Origin of the sequence: Methanomassiliicoccus sp. (genome assembly GCA_033485155.1) — an archaeon.
Lineage (GTDB): Archaea > Thermoplasmatota > Thermoplasmata > Methanomassiliicoccales > Methanomassiliicoccaceae > UBA6.
This window is the reverse complement of the sequence record JAWQJJ010000014.1, coordinates 1-20,984: the sequence shown is the minus strand read 5'-3', so window position 1 is coordinate 20,984 and position 20,984 is coordinate 1. Positions and strand designations below refer to the sequence as shown.

General features: G+C 57.5%; 24 protein-coding genes. 14 read left to right on the top strand and 10 right to left on the bottom strand.

What is annotated here, in order from left to right:
- The 6 genes from SA339_14150 to SA339_14125 all read right to left on the bottom strand — a co-directional run.
- A partial coding sequence (locus tag SA339_14150) for a methyltransferase MtaB domain-containing protein (protein ID MDW5564352.1) occupies nucleotides 1-114 on the bottom strand: 114 nt, incomplete at its 3' end.
- Between the two features lie 14 nt (nucleotides 115-128).
- Nucleotides 129-905: a cobalamin-dependent protein gene (locus tag SA339_14145; GenBank protein ID MDW5564351.1), complete on the bottom strand. Its 777-nt coding sequence runs from the start codon at nucleotides 903-905 to the stop codon at nucleotides 129-131.
- Nucleotides 906-1,456: 551 nt separating this feature from the next.
- Nucleotides 1,457-2,605: a hydrogenase iron-sulfur subunit gene (locus tag SA339_14140; protein MDW5564350.1), complete on the bottom strand. Its 1,149-nt coding sequence runs from the start codon at nucleotides 2,603-2,605 to the stop codon at nucleotides 1,457-1,459.
- A 112-nt stretch (nucleotides 2,606-2,717) separates the two neighbouring features.
- Nucleotides 2,718-3,110, bottom strand: a complete 393-nt coding sequence (locus SA339_14135) for a desulfoferrodoxin (GenBank protein ID MDW5564349.1) — start codon at nucleotides 3,108-3,110, stop codon at nucleotides 2,718-2,720.
- 11 nt (nucleotides 3,111-3,121) lie between these two features.
- Nucleotides 3,122-3,700: a ferritin family protein gene (locus SA339_14130; GenBank protein ID MDW5564348.1), complete on the bottom strand. Its 579-nt coding sequence runs from the start codon at nucleotides 3,698-3,700 to the stop codon at nucleotides 3,122-3,124.
- A 67-nt stretch (nucleotides 3,701-3,767) separates the two neighbouring features.
- Nucleotides 3,768-4,682, bottom strand: coding sequence for an SDR family oxidoreductase (locus SA339_14125; protein ID MDW5564347.1), 915 nt, complete (start codon nucleotides 4,680-4,682; stop codon nucleotides 3,768-3,770).
- A 100-nt stretch (nucleotides 4,683-4,782) separates the two neighbouring features.
- On the opposite strand from SA339_14125, the gene SA339_14120 reads away from it, so the two are divergent.
- The 3 genes from SA339_14120 (at nucleotide 4,783) to SA339_14110 (ending at nucleotide 7,826) form a co-directional block, all read left to right on the top strand.
- On the top strand, nucleotides 4,783-4,917 hold the full coding sequence (locus tag SA339_14120; protein ID MDW5564346.1) for a hypothetical protein: 135 nt from the start codon (nucleotides 4,783-4,785) through the stop codon (nucleotides 4,915-4,917).
- Between the two features lie 325 nt (nucleotides 4,918-5,242).
- Nucleotides 5,243-6,733: an MFS transporter gene (locus SA339_14115; GenBank protein MDW5564345.1), complete on the top strand. Its 1,491-nt coding sequence runs from the start codon at nucleotides 5,243-5,245 to the stop codon at nucleotides 6,731-6,733.
- Between the two features lie 61 nt (nucleotides 6,734-6,794).
- Nucleotides 6,795-7,826, top strand: a complete 1,032-nt coding sequence (locus SA339_14110; GenBank protein MDW5564344.1) for a HisA/HisF-related TIM barrel protein — start codon at nucleotides 6,795-6,797, stop codon at nucleotides 7,824-7,826.
- A 13-nt stretch (nucleotides 7,827-7,839) separates the two neighbouring features.
- Here the strand turns inward: SA339_14110 and SA339_14105 are convergent, their stop codons facing one another.
- Complete coding sequence (locus tag SA339_14105) at nucleotides 7,840-8,271, bottom strand: metalloregulator ArsR/SmtB family transcription factor (protein ID MDW5564343.1); 432 nt, start codon at nucleotides 8,269-8,271, stop codon at nucleotides 7,840-7,842.
- 328 nt (nucleotides 8,272-8,599) lie between these two features.
- On the opposite strand from SA339_14105, the gene SA339_14100 reads away from it, so the two are divergent.
- From SA339_14100 to SA339_14075, 6 genes are all read left to right on the top strand, one after another.
- Nucleotides 8,600-8,875: a hypothetical protein gene (locus tag SA339_14100; protein MDW5564342.1), complete on the top strand. Its 276-nt coding sequence runs from the start codon at nucleotides 8,600-8,602 to the stop codon at nucleotides 8,873-8,875.
- A gap of 120 nt (nucleotides 8,876-8,995) precedes the next feature.
- A complete protein-coding gene (locus SA339_14095; GenBank protein MDW5564341.1) occupies nucleotides 8,996-9,631 on the top strand; it encodes an FmdE family protein in 636 nt (211 codons plus the stop codon).
- Nucleotides 9,632-9,639: 8 nt separating this feature from the next.
- Nucleotides 9,640-10,407, top strand: coding sequence for a sulfite exporter TauE/SafE family protein (locus SA339_14090; protein MDW5564340.1), 768 nt, complete (start codon nucleotides 9,640-9,642; stop codon nucleotides 10,405-10,407).
- Between the two features lie 387 nt (nucleotides 10,408-10,794).
- Complete coding sequence (locus SA339_14085; protein MDW5564339.1) at nucleotides 10,795-11,841, top strand: permease; 1,047 nt, start codon at nucleotides 10,795-10,797, stop codon at nucleotides 11,839-11,841.
- A gap of 4 nt (nucleotides 11,842-11,845) precedes the next feature.
- Complete coding sequence (locus SA339_14080) at nucleotides 11,846-12,106, top strand: hypothetical protein (GenBank protein MDW5564338.1); 261 nt, start codon at nucleotides 11,846-11,848, stop codon at nucleotides 12,104-12,106.
- A complete protein-coding gene (locus SA339_14075; protein ID MDW5564337.1) occupies nucleotides 12,096-12,338 on the top strand; it encodes a thioredoxin family protein in 243 nt (80 codons plus the stop codon). Before SA339_14080 ends, SA339_14075 begins: the two co-directional genes overlap by 11 nt.
- Here the strand turns inward: SA339_14075 and SA339_14070 are convergent.
- Complete coding sequence (locus SA339_14070) at nucleotides 12,335-12,709, bottom strand: winged helix-turn-helix domain-containing protein (GenBank protein ID MDW5564336.1); 375 nt, start codon at nucleotides 12,707-12,709, stop codon at nucleotides 12,335-12,337. The two genes, SA339_14075 and SA339_14070, sit on opposite strands and share 4 nt — an antisense overlap.
- A 12-nt stretch (nucleotides 12,710-12,721) precedes the next feature.
- Nucleotides 12,722-13,138 carry an arsenate reductase ArsC gene (locus SA339_14065; protein MDW5564335.1) on the bottom strand — a complete coding sequence of 139 codons (417 nt, stop codon included), beginning with the start codon at nucleotides 13,136-13,138 and terminating at the stop codon, nucleotides 12,722-12,724.
- Nucleotides 13,139-13,259: 121 nt separating this feature from the next.
- Between SA339_14065 and arsB the strand changes: the two genes are divergently transcribed.
- The 4 genes from arsB (at nucleotide 13,260) to SA339_14045 (ending at nucleotide 17,021) form a co-directional block, all read left to right on the top strand.
- A complete protein-coding gene (arsB, locus tag SA339_14060) occupies nucleotides 13,260-14,378 on the top strand; it encodes an ACR3 family arsenite efflux transporter (protein MDW5564334.1) in 1,119 nt (372 codons plus the stop codon).
- 56 nt (nucleotides 14,379-14,434) lie between these two features.
- A complete protein-coding gene (locus SA339_14055; protein MDW5564333.1) occupies nucleotides 14,435-15,043 on the top strand; it encodes a hypothetical protein in 609 nt (202 codons plus the stop codon).
- 394 nt (nucleotides 15,044-15,437) lie between these two features.
- Complete coding sequence (locus tag SA339_14050; GenBank protein MDW5564332.1) at nucleotides 15,438-16,094, top strand: DUF1638 domain-containing protein; 657 nt, start codon at nucleotides 15,438-15,440, stop codon at nucleotides 16,092-16,094.
- 156 nt (nucleotides 16,095-16,250) lie between these two features.
- Nucleotides 16,251-17,021 (top strand): PrsW family intramembrane metalloprotease, encoded by a 771-nt coding sequence (locus tag SA339_14045; protein ID MDW5564331.1) that lies wholly within the window; start codon nucleotides 16,251-16,253, stop codon nucleotides 17,019-17,021.
- On the opposite strand, the gene SA339_14040 is transcribed toward SA339_14045, so the two are convergent.
- A complete protein-coding gene (locus SA339_14040) occupies nucleotides 17,022-19,133 on the bottom strand; it encodes a cation-translocating P-type ATPase (protein MDW5564330.1) in 2,112 nt (703 codons plus the stop codon).
- A 217-nt stretch (nucleotides 19,134-19,350) separates the two neighbouring features.
- Between SA339_14040 and SA339_14035 the strand changes: the two genes are divergently transcribed.
- On the top strand, nucleotides 19,351-20,984 hold a 1,634-nt coding region (locus tag SA339_14035), incomplete at its 3' end, for a fibronectin type III domain-containing protein (GenBank protein ID MDW5564329.1).

Sequence of the window (20,984 nt, the reverse complement as noted above, 5' to 3'; positions counted from 1 at the left end):
GAACCCAGCGCCGACCTTGAGGCCAAGGCCGTAGGACAGGGGGTACTTCGCGTCTCCGAAAACCATCTCATCTGCGGAGCCGTACTCCATCTTGGTAAACTTCTTAGATGCCATTTATTTCACCTCGTTTAAGCCTTCCCGGCGTGGATGTCGTCCCACATGTCCCTGATCTTCTTCCAGTCGTTACCGCTAACGGCCTTGGTGCACAGGGCGGGGCCCAATGCAGCCTTGTCAGCGTAAACACCCATGGGGTAGGACTCGACGTACTGCCTGTTTACCGCGCCGCCGGCGCAGATGAACGGGATCTCGATGCCCTTCTCCTTGAGCCTCTCCGAGATCTTAGGGACAGCGGACATGGTGGTGGTCATAAGGGCGGTGCCGGTGACCACATCGGCCTTGTTCTTCTCCACGGACTCGACGACGTCAGCGATGGGGACATCTCTGCCCAGGTCGACGACACCGAAGCCGTTGGACTTCAGCAGCACAGCGGCGATGTTCTTGCCAATGTCGTGGGGGTCACCCTCAGCGGCGTGCATAACGATGGTTCCCTTGACCTTCTTGGCGGTCTTCAGGGCAGCCTCGGCGACCTTCATTCCCTTGTCCATGGCGTCCGCGGCAACCATGACGTGCGGCAGGTAGTAGATACCGCGTCCGTACAGCTCAGCGACTACGTCCATTCCCTTCAGCAATCCATCCTGGATGATGACCTCGGGGGCGATCTTGGCCAGACCGGCCTTGACATCGTCCTCGATGAGCTTGCCCTTCAGGTTCATGACGTCCTCGGCAATCTTCTTCAGGAGCGGGTCCTTGGGCAGGATCCGAGCAGCGATTGCATCAGGCTTCTCCTGCGACTCCATCTTGATGTCATATCGAGTCAAGATGAGGTCGGTCTTCACGTTGTCCATATCTAGTATTTTCTCAACTCCTGTTTTGCTTCGAGCAACAACAACAAACGTCGTATGCCGCCTGAAACAATGTTGCGAATAGGAAGCTCATATATGAAGGTGTCGTTTTCTTCTACGGCTAATAATATTTTGTTTTTTATAAACTAATAACACTAAAAATATGTCGACAGCATCCGCTACGAGTAGAAGGCATTTGCCCGTGGAAAGAAATTCGAACTCACATCCAGCCTCCTCCTGAAAGGCTGAAGCGATTGATTTCGAGTTAATTCTTACATTATATAAACATTCGTTATGAATGCTAAAAATATAGATTTTTGGACCGTTAAGACAGAGGAACACCCGATATTTACGTTAGTGTTACAATGTTGCATGAGCCGTGATCGCGGGTTACGAACAATCGTCAGTCTCGACAAGCGACGATGGTGGTGTCTAGTTACGAACAGGTTTAGAAAATGTCGAAGCGTAAGGGCGTGCCCTAATATAGGAAAACAAAGGAAAGGGCGTCCGGCTCGACAGGCGCCGATATGCCGGGCCCCAAGGTCGCGGAGGGATCACCGGGACGTCGAGCGGGTGATCTCGTCCCGGCCATGGTGAAGGGCCGAGGTCATCTGCTCCTCTTCCTCCGGCGCCCGGGTGGGATTGGGACCGAGCTCCCTGATCTTGTCGACGAAGTTATCGATGAGAGAGCTGAAGCGGTACGGCTCGTCAGCGTTCACCCACTCCAGGCTGAAGCGCTCTGGATCGAATCCCAGCTGCTCGATCACCTTGCTCAGGATGACCATGCGGTTCCTGGTCTTGACGTTCCCTCCCTGATAGTGGCAGGAGCCCTCCTTCCCCCCGAGGATGAGAACGCCGTCGACCCCTCTCGACAGGGCCTGCATCACCCACTCCGGGTCGACCCGTGCCGAGCAGGGAGTCCGTATCATGCGGAAGTTGACGTCCATCTGCATCCGCTTCAGTCCGGCCAGGTCCGCCGCCGGGTAGGAGCACCAATGGCATGCGAACACCAGGACGGCTGGGCTCGGCTCCTTGGAGTCGAGCAGCCCCTTGGAGAACGCGTTGATCTGGGCCACGATCTCCTCGTTGGTGAAACCCTCGAGGTTGAGCGCCCCCGAGGGGCAGGCCGCCACGCAGGCCCCGCAGGCCTTGCACTCCCCGCGGTCGACCTTGGCGACCCGGTGGCCGTCACCGGTGTCGACGAACGAGATCGACCCCGCCCGGCAGGTCGTGGCGCAGATGCCACATCCGGAGCACTGCTCCTCGTCCACCACCGCGGTGGGGCCGAAATCGGAAGGGGTCATCTTGCGCGAGCGCTCGATGGACATGTGCAGCTGGTCCTTGGCCTTCGCCGTCGCCGCCGGAGCGTCGAGGGAGTGGATCCATGCCACCTGGTCTCGGAGGTTTGCCTGCTCCACCATGTACGGGTTGATGCCTCCCTTGCGGGCCGCCTCCCTGAACTCTTCGAGGTACATCCGGGGAGAACAGGCAGCGATGACCACTCGATCCAGCTTGTGCCCCTTGATCTCCTCCGAGATCAGCTTCCGCCCCTCGGGAGAGCACAGGAGGGTGCACTTGCCGACATGCTCGACCCCGTCCTGGGCCCTGGCGAACTCCATGAGCGTCTCGTAATGGATGAGGTCCATGATCGTCTCCCCGCAGGCGCAGAAGAATACTCCGATACGTGGGGCCGTGGTGTCCAAAGCAACATACCTCCAAAACTTACGATCACATGCACGGCCCCATTAAAAAGGCTGGTCCCTTAATAGAACGGAGTTTATGAAAAGAAAGGGAAAGGGCGGGCGGAGGCCCGGTTCATCCGCCGCGGGGGGAGTCAAACTTCCACAGGCCGTGGATGTTGCACAGCTCGCGGACGCAGCACACCGTCGGAGTGCAGTGGAACACCGCCTCCGGCTTCATTCCCGGCTTGAGGTACTTGCGCAGGACCCGGCCGTCGGCAATGACCTCGATGAACTCGATGTAGTGCTTCTCCTCCATGGGATGGGGGACGCTCCCCACCGTCACCTTGATCCCGCTGTCGACCTTCTCCACCACCGGGACATGCTTCTCCTTGGAAGCGTCAACGGTGTTGGCGTCCATCCGGACCATTGGCTTTCCGCAGCATACCAGCTCGCCCACGCCGGAGTGGACCAGCTCGACGATGTTTCCGCATACCGGGCACCTGTAGATCTCGTTCAGCTTTGTCATTATTCCTCCTCCTAATACTCCTCGCACTTCCGCTGGTAGAACGAACGGGGGTGATCGCAGGACGGGCAGACCGCGGGCGCCTCGATCCCGAAGTGCATGTAGCCACACTCCCGGCACACCCACCAGATCGGTTCCCCCTTCTTGAATACCGAACCGGACTCGACGGCCTGCAGGAGCTTCAGGTACCTCTCCTCGTGGTGCTCCTCGGCCTTGCTGATGGCACGCATGCGCCTTGCAATGTCAGTGAAGCCTTCCGCATCGGCGACATCGGCGAACTCGGGATACATGGAGGTGTGCTCGTAGTTCTCCCCGGCGATGGCGGCGCGCAGGTTCTCGGCAGTGGTGGCGTAGACGACCGGCACCTCCGCCGGCACCTTAAGCTCGACGAAGTCGCCCTTGACCCGCATGCCGTTGAGATAGATGTACAGCTGCTTGGCGTGCTCCTTCTCCTGGTCAGCGGTCAGCTGGAATATCTCGGCGATCTGCTCGTAGCCCTCTTTCCTCGCCACCGAGGCGAACATGGAGTAGCGGTTGCGGGCCTGACTCTCGCCGAGGAAAGCCTTGGCCAGATTCTCTGCGGTCTTGCTCATAAAACTTCTCCGGGTTTATAACCGGATTTTTCATATTTTATGATTTTCCCGATGATACATGTAACACCTAGGAGTCCGGGTCCGGCTCGTGCCCGGGCTCGGTCGAGCGCATCGCCTTTAGGCCGTCGCGGAAGTGCATCATCCGCAGGTCGAACTCCGACTCGGCCTTCTGCGACGACAGGCAGAGGTTCCGCCCCCGCCGGGCTATGAGGTTGGCGTTGCTCATCGTGCCGTGCCGGCATAGCTTGGGGTCGAGGTTGAACTCGCTGGCCACGGCCATGCCCATCTCGTAGCGGTCCATGCAGTCCGGCCCGGCGACGTGGTAGATCCCCCTGCTCCCCCCGCGCAGCATCCTCAGCAGCACTTGGGCGCAGTGGGGGGCGTAGGTCGGCGTCGTCCGCCGGTCGGTGAACAGGTCCACCGATCTCCCGGCCTGCATCTCTCCCATCAGCCAGGTGACGACGTTGTGCTTCTCCGACATGTGGTTCCAACCATACAGCAAGGATACCCGGGCCACGGTGTTGCGGTGGTCGGCGTCGAGGGTCAGACGCTCCGCTTCCAGCTTGGTCTGCGCGTAGATGCTCAGCGGGTCGGGGGTATCGAACTCGAAATATCTCTCTCCCTTCTCTCCGTTGAACACCGCGTCCGTGGAGACGTACAGCATGGGAACGCCCTCGGTCTTGCACACCGATGCCACGTTGAAGGCGCCTTCGGCGTTCACCGCCCACGCCTCCTGGGGATTGCTCTCGCAGCGGTCGATGTCGGTGATGCCGGCGGCATGGATCACCGCTTCTGGCTTCGCCGAGCGGATGACCTCCCCGACCTCATGCTCCTCCCGGAGGTCCATGTGCACCAGCGTCTTGGTCCCCATCTTGGAATCGTTGTCGTGGTAGGTGGCGGTGACGTCCCACCCTCGCTGGGACGCTTCCAGCACCAGGTATTGCCCCAGCAGGCCCGTCCCGCCGATAATCAGGAGCTTCATCGAAGGTCGATTGTCGCCCGAACGATATAATGGTACATTCCGCCGGCGGCATGTTACCAGTAATCGTTCGGATAAGTATGCCGGGGGCGACGCTTAACGCATGCACCGCACCATGAGGTTAAAGCTCGAGACCACGGGGGAGCAGGAGAATGTCCCATTCCGCACCATGGATCTTTACCACCGAGCGTTCGAAGCCTCCGCCCGATGGGGCTTCCAGAATCGCAACATCAATTAGATCAACAATCACCGGGCGACCTACAGGGTTGCCCAAGATGCGGGTTCCGGTTTCACGCCAACATCAACGCCGCCCGCAACATCGCTCGGCTCGGTACATCTGAGCTAAGCAGGCTGCCTGTCAACCAGCAAAATGCGACGTCCAGTGAGGGCGAGAATGCCCGATGGCAGTTGCAAGCTCCGAGGTGGGGCGGTTGACGTTTGTTGAAATTATCTAAATAAAAAGGGGAAAGCAAAGCGGTGTCGCCGAAATAAATAGGCGGATGACGTTTAGCGACTCAGCAGGCAAGTCCTAAATAGAGAACTGAATATCGGGAGTCGATATAATGGAGAGCGCACCCAAGGTTAAGAAAAACACCAACAACGCAATATTGCTAGTGCTAGCCAGCATGGCAATGATTGTGATGTTTGTCGAGATTATGATTGTCCCCGCCCTGCCCACGATGGCCCGGGACTTTCCCGGGCAGTCGGCTTGGCTGCCGTGGGTCCTATCCATCTACATGCTCGTCGGAGCGGTCGCCACCCCTCTGGCCGGAAAGCTCGGGGACATCTATGGTAAGAAGAAGATCCTCATCATCATCATGTCCATCTACCTCATCGCCCTGATAGGCAGCGGGTTCTCCGTTAACATCTCCGATGCGCTCTTCGGTGAGTCCAACATATTCGTTCTGCTGTTCTTCCGCGGCCTGCAGGGTGTGGGCATGGGCATGTTCACCCTGGCCTTCGGCATCGTCAGGGACACCTTCCCCGAGGACAAGATACCTGTCGCCATCGGCATGATCTCGGCGATGTTCTCGGTCGGCGTGGCTATCGGCCTCGTGGTCGGCGGGTACATCACCTCGGTGGGCAAGTGGAGCGATGCGTTCCATGTCGTCCTGCCGTTCTTCTTCGTCCTCACCGTCGCCGCCGCCTATCTCATCCGCGATTCCCACGTTGTCCGCGGCGGCAAACTGGACGTCCCGGGCGCGTTCACCCTGGGTGTCGGAGTAATGGCTCTCCTACTGGCTCTGACACAGGGTGAGGACTGGGGCTGGACCAACGGCGGGACCCTGGCACTGTTCGCCACCTTCATCATCGCCATCTCGTTGTTTGTGGTCATCGAGCTCAGGACTAAGGATCCCATCGTACGGCCGTCGCTGCTGGCCAACCGCGGGGTGCTCGGCGGCAACGTCGTTGCGCTGTTCGTTGGGCTGTGCATGTTCATGGTCTACCAGACTCTGCCATACTTCCTCGAGACGCCGACCGCCATCGGCGGCTATTACGGCCTTTCGGATACCTTCACCGTCGGCCTGTACATGCTGCCCAGCGCCATTGTCCAGCTGTTCATTGGCCCCATCGGCGGCTCGATGTCGAAGAAGCGGGGTGCGTCCAACATTCTCGCGCTAGGCATGGCCATCACCACCGCTGGGTTCGTCTCCCTCGTGTTTCTGAACTCGAACTTCTGGGAGCTGACAGTCTCCATGATCATCTTCGGTTCGGGCACGGCGCTGTGCATGGTGTCGATGATCAATGTGGTGATCGAGTCCTGCCCCCAGAGCGAGTTTGGGGTCGCGTCAGGCATGAACACCCTGTTCCGCATCGTGGGCGGCGCTATCGGCCCGGTGCTGGCGGCGGTGATACTCTCGGCCAACATGGTCCCCTATCACATCGGCCCGGTGACCATCGAGCTCTACGCCGTGTCCGGGTACGTCAACGCCTGGTGGGTCGGGTTCGGGTTCGCCCTGATCGGACTCGTCGCGGCCATCGTTCTGCGTCCGCGGGCCAAGGACCGGTGCGATATCAAGCCGGAAGAGCTACCCCCAGCGAACGCGGAGTGAACAACCGGATCGAACGATACGTACACAAGGCTCTTATCGGAGCGCCACTCTGGACCCACGGATGACGAGGAAGGTTAGCTTGAGGGCTTGCCCCTACTGCGGCAGTCTGGACACCCATCCAGCTTTGCTGTTCGGGGGGCCGATACCGTGGATCGATCATAACGATGGGGGCTACCAGTGCCGGCACTGCGGGCGCACCGCGGTGCCCCTGGACTTCGACTCCGTCGAGGACCTCAAGACCTTTCAGAAGAGCATTGTCTCCAAGGCCACCGACGAGAACGATCACTTCTTGCACGTGCCCATCATGCCGATCGATACCTTCTCCCTGTTCCGCATCCCGTACATCGATCTGCCCATCGCCCAGGTGGCCAACGTGGTGGAGGTGGAGTGGGAGAATGGCTACACCATCAAAGGTCGGAAAGAACGTTTCTCCCGCTACTGGTCGGCAGTGCACAGCCCACGCTACTCGGCCAAGGAGATTTCTCTCCTAGATCTGTCGGGGATCAAGGACGGTCGGCCCAACTTCGACGTCCTTAAGACGCTTATCAAGAGCAAGTACCGGGTGTGGCTCGACCTGGGAGTGAGGGATATCGAGGACGTCTTCGACGCCTTCGCCATGGATGTGTCGAGGACGATCATCGGAACCATGACCGCGCCGTCGGTCGAGCTGTTCGCGGAGGCGTTCGACCTCTCCGACCGCGTGGTGCCATGCCTATACTACGATGGCAAGGTCCTGTGGCCCTCGCGCTCGTCCGGTCCCTCCGACCTGCTGCAGGCGATTGCCACGCTCAAGGACATCGGCTTCGAGGAGATCGGGGTGCTGGACCTCCGGCGCATCGGCCGGGGGAAGGGCATCGACCAATCGCTCCTCGGCGTGCTCAGCGAGCAGGAGGTGGGCATCATCATGGGCGGCGGGGTCACCGAGCTGGAGGCCACCGCGCTGCGCACCGCTGGCCTGGTCGGGGCGTTCATGGACCCGTTCACTCCGGTCATCGGCGACCTGATCGTTGAGGAGGAGAGGGAGCTGCCAAGCGAAGGCCCCAGCCCGGTGACGCGGGCGGCGTCCAGCGGCCATGGTGCGCCGAGCGATTAAGCGAGGCCGCAGACTAGCACGGGGAACTCGCCTTCCCTACGGCCTCAGGGCGACCGTGGCTCATCAAGCGGGAGCGGCCCAGCTCCGTTATCCCGTAGATGCGCCACCGCTGCTTGTGGGACGAAGAGATGAGGCCGCTGCCCTCCAGGATATTGAGGTGATAGGAGAGCTTGGAGTCCGACAGTCCGGTGATCTCCTTCAGAATGCATGGACATAGGTCCGTTACAGCCAGTGTGTGGAGGATCTGGAGGCGGATGGGATCCGACAGGGCCTGGAACATCGCCGCGTCCACGACCAGGCCGTCGCGGTCGGGAACCTTCGTCCTCAGACGATCCATGCCTCCGATGGCCGCGATGGCTGACTCCATCTCCTCCGGCAGGTTTCTCACGTCGTCGCAGCATTCGCTCTTGGAAACTTTCTTCGTTATCACTTCTACCTTCCCCATCGAGGGAAGGAAATGCTACGTTCCCATTTATAACGAGAGGTGCTCCCGACGGCCGCGGACGAGTTCTAACTTGACGGGAGGAGGTCAAACCGTAGCCTAGGACACTATGAAAAGCAGTAGGAAGATCGATTCGATGGAGCTTGTTGGTGCAGGGGTAGTTCATCAGGTCCATTAATTCGGGCCTTTTTTGTTTTCAGTTCAACAAAAGTTGTAATGTTTATATGGCGATAACCGCTTTGCATAGCTGACATTGTACTATGGGGCGATTGTTATGACTTCCGAGGTCAGAGTCAAAATGTTCCCGTGTGGAAATACGACAGAGATAACGGTGGATAAGAACGATGATGGTGAGTATCTGGTCAAAGCTGCCAGCACATGCAAGAAGGCTGAGAAGTATGTCGAAGGTCTTGGCCCCCTGACGTTATTCGATTTGACCGATAAGGCTCAAAGCAAGATCTTCCGCGACTTCATGATCTCGGAAATGAGCGCGAACTGCCTCCTGCCATCGGGAGTTATGACCGCCGCATGGGTCGAGGCGGGGATGATTGCTCGATCCCAGACCCGGAAGGGCATGCCTCTCAGCATCGAGTTCATCGACGGTTGATCCCTTCGAGCCAGGCATCATTCCGACCCATATCGCCCTCAGCTCACAGACATTGAATCAGGGAAAACACGGATATATCAGGAAAATCATTTCAACATATATTGAAATGATGTGATTGACATGACTGATAACGGGGTCAAGATCCCTGAATGGGTCTGGGAGTTCCATGGGCACACCTGCCCATTCATGCCGATAGGCTATAGGATGGGCGTGCTGGCAATGAATGAGCTAGGAATCGAGAGGGTCAGGGACCACGGTGCGTTCGCCTTCTCGGAGATGGGCGTCGGGCATCCACAGACATGCATGATGGACGGCACGATGGCCGCCACCGGGTGTACCTACGGAAAGCTGATGATGGAACGGCTCGATTATGGAAAGGTTGCCACCATCTTGTTCGTTCCGGGCAAGGGAGCGGTACGAATTTCCCTCCGTTCCGAGTTCCAGGATGAGTTGGGCAAGTTCGAATTCTTCGTCTACCGGAAGAAAGGGATCGAACCCTCGGACATTCCTGCCGATGTGACGAAAAAGGTCGTTGCAAAGGTCTTGGAGGCGTCCGATGAGGAATTGTTTAAGGTCGAGCGCCTACCCGAGTTCGCCTTCAGCAGACCGAAGGGCTCGTTCGCCAAGGTCAAGTGCAGCAAGTGCGGCGAATATGTGTTCGAGCGGTACGCGAGAACGAAAGACGGTCAGCCCGTGTGCATCCCCTGTTCCGGATACGACCAAACCTGGGTGAACGTGCTGAAGGGCGTGCAGTAGGCGATACCATGGATGGGGTGTTCTGGATTGCGGTCATCTCAGTCCTGCTCGTTTCCATCATTTTCTCGATGTTCGGGCAGGGTGGCGGCTCCCTGTACACCCCGATCCTCTTTCTGCTCGGCTACACGGCCCTGATCTCGGTGTCCACATCGCTGGTATTGAACCTGGTCACCGCCGCCTCGGCGTCTGTTGTCTACTACCGCAGCAAGCTGATCGACCTGAAGATAGCGGCGGCATTCATCCCTGGGATCTGCCTCGGCGCCCTGGTAGGTGGTGTGCTGGGCAACTTCGTCGATCCGACGCTGTTGATGTGGTTATTCGTACTATTCCTGGTCGGTGCAGGGGCCAGGATGATTTATACGATATGGGAGAAGAAGACCGATGCGGAGACCTGCCCCGCCGGTTTCTCCGGGGCGATGTATGCGATGATCATCCTCTTCAGCTTCGCCGTCGGCATTTTGTCTGGGCTGTTAGGCGTCGGTGGTGGCATCGTCATCGTGCCGTTCCTTCTGTTCATTTGCCGGTATCCGATGAAGAACTCCGCGGGGACAGTGTCGTTCATCGTGATATTTTCCTCACTGTTCGGAGTCATCGGCCATTCGGCCTTCGGTACCCTGGATGCCGCCCTGATTATTGTTGGGAGCGTGGCGGTCTTCATCGGTGCATCGATAGGGGCACGCCTCACCGTGAAGCTGAAATCCGCCTGGGTCAAAGTCGGGTTCGGGCTGATAATGTGGGTGTTCGCCATCCAGCTCATCCTGAAGTTGCTAGCATGAGGGTTTGTGTGCCGCCCAAGACGCCATAACTGGGGAAGCTCTTCAGCCGAGGAGTATGGGGCCAACGCCAGCGGCCCATCGAGCATCGACCTGACAGCTCAGCGCATTGGTAACGAATTGGAGTAAAATATTCTCGCTGTGATTTCATAATGGCGATATTGATTGAAGATGACAAAGTGGCGATCAGAAGATATTCAAGCGGGAGGGCATCGATCGAGGCCAAATCAAGGGGGACGCCGACCACGTGTGCCTGAATTGGCCGGGAGTAAAAAACAATAACATAGGGCCTTAGCTCGAATAGCAACTAATTAATATCGGTATGTTTTTCATGATTTCAATTTATATTGAAATGATGAGACCATGAGTGACCTCTTATTAGATCCTCTGATGAGCGGGCTCAATAGCCTGCTGGACTACATGTCTCAGCATGTTCTGACCTGCCTCATCCCCGCTTTCTTCATTGCCGGCGCCATCGCCGCCTTCGTCAAGAAGGACGCGATCCTTCGCTACTTCGGACCTCAAACGAGGAAATACATTTCGTATCCGGTGGCGGCGGTCTCCGGCACCGTCCTGGCTGTTTGCAGTTGTACCATCCTTCCGCTTTTCGCTGGGATATACAAGAAGGGCAGTGGTCTGGGCCCGGCAGCAACCTTCCTCTTCGCCGGCCCAGCCATCAATGTCCTAGCGATAGTCTATACCGCTCAGGTTTTGGGCTACGATCTCGGGCTGGCAAGGGCCATTGCAGCCATCGGCCTTTCTGTGATCATTGGTTTCCTCATGTCGGTCATCTTTCGCAAGGATGAGGAGAAGCGGGCGTCTGAAAGAGATGGAGCGAAGGCCGATGTAAAGGTGAGTAAAGAGGAGAGGCCGAAGTGGGTCGTCCCGTCGTTCTTCATACTCCTTATAGCCATCCTGCTCATCGGCTCGTCCAAGCTGGACTGGATACCCAAGCTAGCCATCGTCTACATCCTCACCGTGGCGGTGGCCATTATCCTGATCTACTTTTTCCAGAGGGATGAGGTTACCGACTGGGGGATGGAGACTTGGGATTTGACCAAGAAAATATTTCCCATCTTGATTGTGGGGACATTCGCGGTCGGAGTCATTGCGTACTTCGTGCCGCCCGAATCTTTCCGTCCCTACTTAGGCGGAAATTCGCTGGGTTCTACGTTCCTCGCGTCGATCATCGGCGCCCTGCTGTACATGCCAACGCTGTTAGAGGTGCCGATCATCGGTACGACCTTTGGTTACTCGACCGGAGTCATGGGGGGCGGGCCGGCACTGGCGCTGTTGTTGACCGGACCTTCGCTGAGCCTTCCGTCGATGATCGTGCTGTACCGCATAATGGGGGCACGGAAGACCGTAGCATACATCCTGCTAGTGGTCTTCCTTTCAACAATGACAGGATTCATCTACGGATCCATTTTCGGGTGAGCGTATGGTCGATGACAAACCATGTTGCGCTGCGGCAGCTGCCAGGAAAATCAAGAAGATCATGATACGGGACCAGGAGACAGGAATAGCTCAGCTCGATGAGATAATAGCCAAGATCCGGGCAATGAACTTGGACGATGCTGAGATCGGTAGGGCACTCTTAAAGGAAGTAAAGATCTTTAATTTCGTCCCGAGAAGCCAGGAGAAGGATTACGAGCTAGCGATGGTCAAGGAATACGATCGGAGGAAGAACGATGGTGGTTAAAATCGAAGTACTAGGGACGGGTTGCTCCAAATGCAGACGGCTGGAAAAGAATGTCAAGGAGGCCGTGGACGGAACCGACATCGAGGTCGTAAAGGTCACCGATATCAACGAAATATCATCGCGCGGTGCCATGATGACTCCTGGACTAGCGATCGACGGCGAGATCGTCGCCCTTGGTCGAGTGCCAAGTGTTGAAGAGATCAAGGAGATGGTTGAAGAGAGGCAGCCTTAAGGAAGGGGGATCTTGGACTTCCCCCGGTCCGTGAGGTAGTATATCCTCCATTTATGACGAGGTGAGGAGCATATGAGGCCTTCTTCCTCCAGAATGTTCAGGTGATATGAGAGCTTGGAATCTATTAGGCCGGTGATTTCCTTAAGGATGCATGGACATAGGTCCATTACAGCTAGAGAATGAAGGATCTGCAACCGGATCGGATCCGACAGGGCCTGATGGAGCTTTCCCTCCGCAGTAAGTTCTTGGCGTTCAGGGATGCGTCCCTTCAACCCATCTAGCCCACCTACCTCCTGGATCGCTTCCTCCATCTCCTCGGGTAGATTCATCACATTATCGCAGCATTCTTTCTTAGAGACCTTCGAGGCCATGATGCTCACTCCTTAAGTCTCAGACCTTACTAATGTATCGCTGATCCACTTATTGATCTCATCCCGGCTCTTGCGGAATGCATCGACCTTTTCTTCCTCAGTTCCGTCCACACTCGACGGGTCATCAAACCCGTGGTGAATCTGCTTCTTGCCACCGGAAAAAAATGGGCAGGTCTCTGCGGCATTGGAGCAGACCGTAATGATACAATCAAACGCTTGTCCATCGAACTCCTCTAGACCTTTCGATCGCTGTTGTGAGATATCTATGCCTATCTCGGCCATCACTCTGATGGCCAAGGGGTGTACCCTGCTGGGCACCGTACCCGCACTTTTCGCCATCAGCAGGTCGGGGTAAAGGGCATTGGCAAGCCCTTCAGCCATTTGCGAGCGAGCGGAATTATGTGTGCAGATGAACAGTACTGATTTCACTCTTTCACCATAACCAGTTACCTCAGAGAGGATGAATAACAATGGTTAGGAATTTACTTATACCTACCACTTAATACGATTCAATATAAGTTGAAATAACTCTGCATAAAGGGGGGGTTCGATGAGCGAGACCGAAAAGGGGGGCAGTTCCGCTTCAACCGGAACCAAGAGGCTTTCGTTCTTGAATCGATACTTGACCGTTTGGATCTTCGCAGCCATGGGACTGGGCATTGTACTCGGGGCCCTGATTCCCGAGCTGGCCGATGCTCTGAACAAAGCGAGCGTCGGCACGACTTCCATCCCCATCGCCATCGGGCTGATACTGATGATGTATCCGCCGCTCGCGAGGGTCAAGTATGAGGAACTTCGAGAGATAACCAAGCAGCCGGATGCCAAGAGGATGTTTGGCACATCTCTCTTCTTAAACTATATCGTTGGACCGCTTCTCATGTTCGCCCTGGCCTGGATCTTCCTTCCGGATCAGCCCCTATTTCGTATTGGCCTCATCTTGACCGGTGTCGCTAGGTGCATTGCCATGGTGCTGGTGTGGAACACTTTAGCGGAGGGGGACCAAGAGTACGCCGCCATCCTGGTCGCTCTGAACTCCATCTTCCAGATCGTGCTGTACGCGTTCTACGCTTACTTCCTGATCATGGTTCTTTCGGACATAATCTCCCCCGGCTCTGGTGTCCCGGTAGAGATCTCAGTGATCTCGGTAGCCATCAGCGTACTGATCTATCTGGGAATACCTTTCTTCGCCGGCATCATCACTAGATATATTGTCAGACCGAGGAAGGGCGCGGATTGGTACGACAACAAGTTCATGGGAGTCATGGGTAAAATCTCATTGCTGGCACTACTGTTCACCATCGTCGTGATGTTCTCGCTGAGGGCTGAGACCATCGTGAACAGTCCGCTGGACGTTGTTCGAATCGCAATCCCATTATTGGCCTATTTTGCCATCATGTTCCTGCTGTCGTTCGGACTGTCCATCAAATTCCGCTTCGACTATCCCCACGCTGCGGCCCAGTCGTTCACCGCAGCAAGCAATAATTTCGAGCTGGCAATCGCCGTCGCGGTCGGAGTGTTCGGCATCGGCTCGGCCGTCGCTTTCGCAACCGTTATTGGGCCTTTGGTCGAAGTGCCGGTGTTGATCTCGCTGGTCAATCTGGCACTATACTTCCGCAGACGGTATTATGACCGGAATGGCCGCATCAAGACGTCCATCCAGGGAGTCTAGAACTGATCACTAATGGTTGAAAAATAACAAGAGGACAGTGGAATGGAGGAGAGAAAATGACGATCGAGGAGATAGATCTGTACTGGATGAAGGCAGAGGATCTCGCCAAGTACCTTCCCGAGGGAGGGTGCAATGGGGCGAGGAGCGCGAAGGAACTCGCTCAGATGCTGATCGGGAAGAAGATGAGGGCGAGCGACTGCGCCACCATCGATAAGGAAATGGCAGCGACCATCGACGGGGTGATGAGCGTGGACATCCGCCTGCCGGAGAGCGATCCTATGCAGCAGAAGGTCACGGAGAAGCTGTTCGAGTATAATTCGCCCGATTCGAGCTCGCCGATCATCGTTACCGGCAACTCGATCATCACCCACCAGATATTGGGCCTCGTGCTGAACGCCGCGAAGACGAAGGCGTTCGTCATCCCGGTGGATTCGATGGGCTTCACCTACGACAACGCGTGCGCCGGTGGGAATATTACACCTATGCAGGTGATGAGGGCGTTAACGGAAAGCGGTATCTCGAACAAGGCGTCATCGAAGAAGATGATCATCGGCGGCCTGGGGGAGAGCATGAAAGGCAATATCGAGAGGATAACTAGGTGGACGGTCGAGGTCGGACCGGTCAGCGGTTACGAGCTGCCGTTATACTTATTGGGCAAGCGATAAGATCATACCAGACATCATTGGCCCGATAGCCTTCAAATAGCAGATATCCAGATGGTCGATTCCCGATGGCACCCATTAGCAAAGGTACTCTAGCCTCTTGGTTATTGGCAGGGGAGGTCAAGCGCCATTGCATCCAGTGCGAGGCGGAGGTAGACAGGTTGGAGAGATATTGCCCGATGTGCGGCCTTCAGCTAAGAAAGGAGTGCCCGATATGCCACTATTGGGGAGAGATCGATCGAGCGTACTGCCTTTCGTGCAAGAATGGATTCCCTTTGCCCCCGCCACCGAAGGCTACGATCAAGCTATGGCACGAAAATGAGCAGGGATCGAGCGATGCAGATGGCGATGGATTAGATCCCATAAAACTGGAAGGGAGTGTTCGGGAGGGTGGGCGATGAGGATAGGTGTTCTCGGCTGTGATGCCATAAGGAACGAGCTGGAAATCATCATCGGAGACGATCCGGACGTCGTATATCGGGAATACCTGGAGTTCGGGCTGCACCTGCAACCTGACGACCTTAAGAAGGCCATCCTGGAAAAACTAGAGGCACTTCCCCTCGACCTGGATGTCGTCTTCCTCGGCTACGGTTACTGCCAGGCGTTACAGGGTCTGCCCCAGCAGGTGAAGGTCCCTGTGGTCATGCTGGAGTATGAGGACTGCATTGCCGCCATGCTCACGACCGAACGGTACCATGCGGAAAAGAATAACGGTGGCATCACCTGGTTCTACCCTGCAGGGTGGGCGATCTATGGCATGCCGGGGATCGTGAGCCTCTTTCATTTAGATAGTGCCGAAGATTACTCGCCCGATTATTTCCTCAAGATGATGTTTGATGGTTTCTCCCGTTGCCTGTACATCGATACTGGCATCGAGTGCTCAAGGCAGTGCCAGAAGAACTCCGAACAGTTCGCCACGACCATCGGTTTGAGGCACGAGTGTGCAGAAGGCTCTCTCGATCTGATCAGGGACGCCTGGCTTAAAGTCAAAGCGAGGGGGAGGGCGATCGAAGGTGAAAGGAGCCGCGAAGCCCGAAAAAGTACTCAGCAATAGGCAGAATTTACATGACATGGTCCAGAGCATTGTTTTCGCCGGTATTGATCGGTGGAGGTATGCTCAGATTCTTAATCGCTGTCCTGATAGCCCCGCCTTCCGCCCATAGACGACAAATTGTCTTTTAATCCGGCCATCTCATATCTGAACGTTCATATGGCTGTCACCTCTCTCGGACTCATCGTCATCCTCATCGTGGCCTTCGTCCCCGCAACCATCTACATGCTGTGGATAAGGTCGGCGGAGATCCATGAGCGGGAGCCGTTCCTGGCCATCGAGGGCGTGTTCATCTACGGCCTCATCGTGGCGCTGGGCCTGGCCTTCATCCTGGAGGTACTGGCGATGGACCTCATCAGCTCGCTCTTCGGGGACGTCCTGACCGCGAATATGGAGAGCATCATCCTGGCGGTCATCCTCGCGCCCGTGATCGAGGAGTTCACCAAGCTAACTGGGGTGTTCGCCGTCAGCCGCCGCCTGACCGAGGCGGAGAACGGCCTGGTCTATGGCGCCGCCGTAGGTCTGGGGTTCGCCGCCGGCGAGAACGTGCTCTACTACTCCGATTCGCTGGCCACGGGGGTGGAGCTGTTCATCGTCACCGTCATCGCCCGGACCCTTACCTCCACCCTGCTTCACACCTCGACCTCGGCCATCTCCGGGTTCGGGGTCTCGAGGTCCAAGTGCTTTGCCGCGTGGTACGGGACTCCCAAGAGCTGGATCCCATACTACTTGGCCGCGGTGGCCATCCACTCGGCGTTCAACTTCCTGGCCGTCCTGGGCACGGACATCCTGCCGGATGCCAGCATCTCGATCTCGTACATCGCCCTGTTCATGTCGGTCGTCCTGGTTTGGTCGACCGTACGATGGATACGAAGGAAGATCGTGGAGCTGGACCGCAGTAATGCGGCCGGGCGGATCCGGTGCGAATGATCAGCGGTAGCGGTTGAGCCTCAAGGCGTTGCCGATGACCGCCAGGGACACTCCCAGATCGCCGATCAGGATGGCCATCCACAGCGTCACGAGGCCCGGGAAGGTCAGGATGGTGAGGGCAAGCTTAACCGCCAGAGACACCGTCACATTCTGCCGGATGACCTTAGCTCCCCGCCGAGACAGTCGCATGCCATAGAGCAGCGAGCGCAGGTCGTCGCCCATCAGCGCCACGTCCGCCGCCTCCAGGGCCACGTCCGTGCCGGCGACCCCCATGGCCACTCCGACCTCCGCTTTGGCCAGAGCGGGAGCGTCGTTGACCCCGTCGCCGACCATGAGCAGGGGGCCGTACCTGGCCTGGTACTCCTCCACCGCCTTGACCTTGTCCTGCGGCAGGAGCCGAGCGCGGAACTCCTCGATCCCCAGGTCCGCGGCGATCCCCTCGGCGACCTTGGTGTCGTCACCGGTGAGCATGATGACCAGGACCCCCATGGCCTTGAGGCCTTCGACGACCGCCTTGGACTCCTTGCGCGGGAGGTCCCGGACGGTGATGATGCCCATGAGGCCGTCGTCGGAGCCGACGAGGATGACGGTCTTGCCCTGCGCGTTGAACTCGGCGATGCGGTCCTCCGCCGACGAAAGATCCACCTTCAGTTCGCGGAAGAACTGGGGGCTGCCGGTGAACACTCTCCTTTCCTGGAAAATTATAGCCACGCCCTTGCCGTGCAGAGCGGTGAACCCCCGGGCCTCGACGATGTCCACATTCTCCTCTCTAGCCCGCTCGATGATCGCCCGGGCCAGGTGGTGCTCGGACCGGTTCTCGGCCGACGCCGCGACCTTGAGCACCTCGCGGGCCGTCGTGCCGTTCAGGGGGATGACCTCCTCGACCTTGGGGCGCCCCTGGGTCAGGGTGCCGGTCTTGTCGAAGGCCACCACCCGGATGCGGCCCATGCGTTCCAGGTACAGCCCGCCCTTGAACAGCACCCCTCTCCTGGCACCGCCGGATATCGCCGACACCACTGACACCGGGGTCGATATCACCAGAGCACAGGGGCAGGAGATGACCAGGAGAACCAGACCGCGGTAGAACCACTCCTCCAGGGGGGCGCCGAACAGGAGCGTCGGGAGGAACATGGTCGCCACGGCCAGGGTCACCACCGCCGGGGTGTAGTAACGGGAGAAGCGGTCGATGAAGCGCTCCGTGGGCGCCTTGGAGGCTTCCGCTTCTTCCACCAGCGAGACGATCTTGGCGATGACCGTATCCTGATAGCGCTTGGACACCATGATCTCCATCGCCCCCTGGCCGTTGAGGGTGCCGCTGAAGACCGCATCTCCCGGACCACGGTGCACGGGGACGCTCTCCCCGGTAACGGCGGACTCGTCAATCGATGACTCGCCCTTGATGACTTCCCCGTCCACGGGGATGCGCTCCCCCGGCTTCACGATGGCGACATCCCCGACCTCGACGTCCGTCGCGTCCATCGTGTGCTCCTCGGCGTCCCTCCGGATCAGCACCCGGCGGGGCATGAAGTCCATGAGCTCGGTGATCGACCGCCGGGTCCGGGCGACGGAATATGACTCCAGCACCTCGGCCAAAGAGAACAGGAAGACTATAGACGCCGCCTCCTCCCACGCCGAGATGAGCACCGCTCCCACCACCGCCACCATCATCAGGACGTTCATGTCCAGATAACGCTCGTAGATCGAGGCGATGCCCCGCCGGGCGATGTAGTAGCCCCCGGACACGATGGCCAGAATGTACGCCGGGTAGTACAGAAGAGGCTCGTGGAGAAGGAACTCAGATATCGCTCCGATGACGAAGAGGACGCCAGAAACGATGGTGATGACGAGGCGGCGGTTGTTCCAGGAGAAGAAACCTTCCAGCGCTGGCTCCTCGTCCTCCTTCACCTTATATCCCAGGCGCTCCACGGTGTGGACCACCGTCCGGCGGTCCAGACGGCCCTTCTTGCCCTCGACGTTGACCTTGCCCAAGGTGTACGAGACCCGTGTGCCGGTAACGCCGTCCAGGGCGAGCACTGCTTTCTCGATCTTCTTGGCGCACTCAATGCAGTCCATCCCCTCGACCTGCAGGCTAAAGCGAGCCGTGTCGTCCACGAGCATTAGAGCCAGAGCGGGGTATTTGATGGATGTGCTAAGAAACAGGTGAAAAATTCACATGATCTTACGAACTTCGGACCACAATATTAGTATCGGGAAACGAGCCATATTGACGTCATTATCAATTATCCTAAGAGATAATTATACATTAAATACTAAAAAAGTCTGTCATCGCATCGAACCACATTCGAGGTTTTACATAGAAGGGATGTCGATGCTGACACGAAAAGCGGTATCGTTGGCGTTGTGCGCCGTGATGCTTCTCTCTTGCATCATGGTCACCGTCAATGCTGATGCTAGGCCATTATTATCCGATTGGACGGTCCCCATAGCCATCGAGAACGGGGACGATCACAACGCGGACCAGTGCAGGATGGCAATGGACTCCGCCGGAGACACTTTGGTCGTCTGGCGCAGCGGTGGAGACCTCCACCACGTCATCAACTACACCGCCTACACCGGCTCGTGGGGCCCTGTCGCTACCCTGTCCGATGGTGAGGGGGACTGCGGGAACCCTGCGATCGCCATGAACGACGCCGGTAACGCCGTCGTGGTGTACAGCCAGTACGACGGTTCCCACTATGATGTGAAGGCTAGGTACTTCAGTGGCGGAGAATGGAGCGTTCCCGTGACTATCGGGTCGGACATGGACAGGATTGCGACCCCTCAGGTAGCTATGAATGCCAGCGGGGGCGCAATCGCAGTCTGGAATGCCACCGGTAGCGTTCACACCGATGTGGTCGGATGTGTTTACCTGAACGGTAACTGGGATGAGGCCACTACGATATCCGATGGTGAGCACGACTGCAGCAGCGTCCAACTAGTCATGAACAATATCGGGAACGCCACTGTGGCTTGGTGCGAAGATCATGCCGGCGCGAACGTAATTGCCGTTGCCTCCTTGTCAGTCGATCAATGGAGCGACCCAGAGGTGGTCTCGCCGGGTTCAGGGGCTTGTGCCTATCCAGACCTGACAATCAATGACCTGGGCATCTCAGTCCTTGTCTATCAGCAGTATAGCTCGGACCTATCTGCATGGACCATCATAGGGGACGTGCAGCATAATGGTGAGTGGGGTTCTCCCGCGATCATCTCCGACCTCGGAATTTCGTACACCGAACCCAAGATGGTCATCGCCGACAATATGGCGATGGGCACGATATGGGTGCAGACGGAAAGCGGGGACCTAACTTCTATCGGCGTCCTCACCTCCGGCGTGGGCAACGATGGACCGGAGACCCTTTCCGCGATCGGTAACGTACAGTCACCCGACATAGTGACGAACTCCGACGGGAACATGATGGCAACATGGTATGACATATACGATACGCACTCGTTCATCATCTCCCGTGCCTATACCGACGGAAACTGGGGGGATGACATGGTAGTCACTGAGGTCAGTACCTCGGCATACTCTCCCCAGGTCGCGATTAACTCCTACGGCGGCGCGGTCGCCATATGGGAGCAGGAGAATGGGGATCTCGGACACAGGGGCGTGTATGCCAGCACCTACACTCCGAAGATCACACCCTCGGTCTCCATCGCTTCACCCAGTCAGGATGACATTCTGACCTCCGACTCGGTCAAAGTAGAATGGACCGGCGCCAACGTTGATCACTACAACGTCAGCGTGGACGGCGCCGAAGCGATCAACGTGTCAAAGAACACCGATCTCACCATCGACGATCTTGCCGAGGGCGAGCATAACGTCAATGTGACCGCCTACAACGTGCTGGGCGAGAGCAGCTATGCCGAGGTCAGCTTCATCGTCGACACCGCCGCGCCGGCGGTGAACGTCACCGTGCCGGCGATCGGAGCATGGTACAACACCTCGTCTCTCAACGTCAC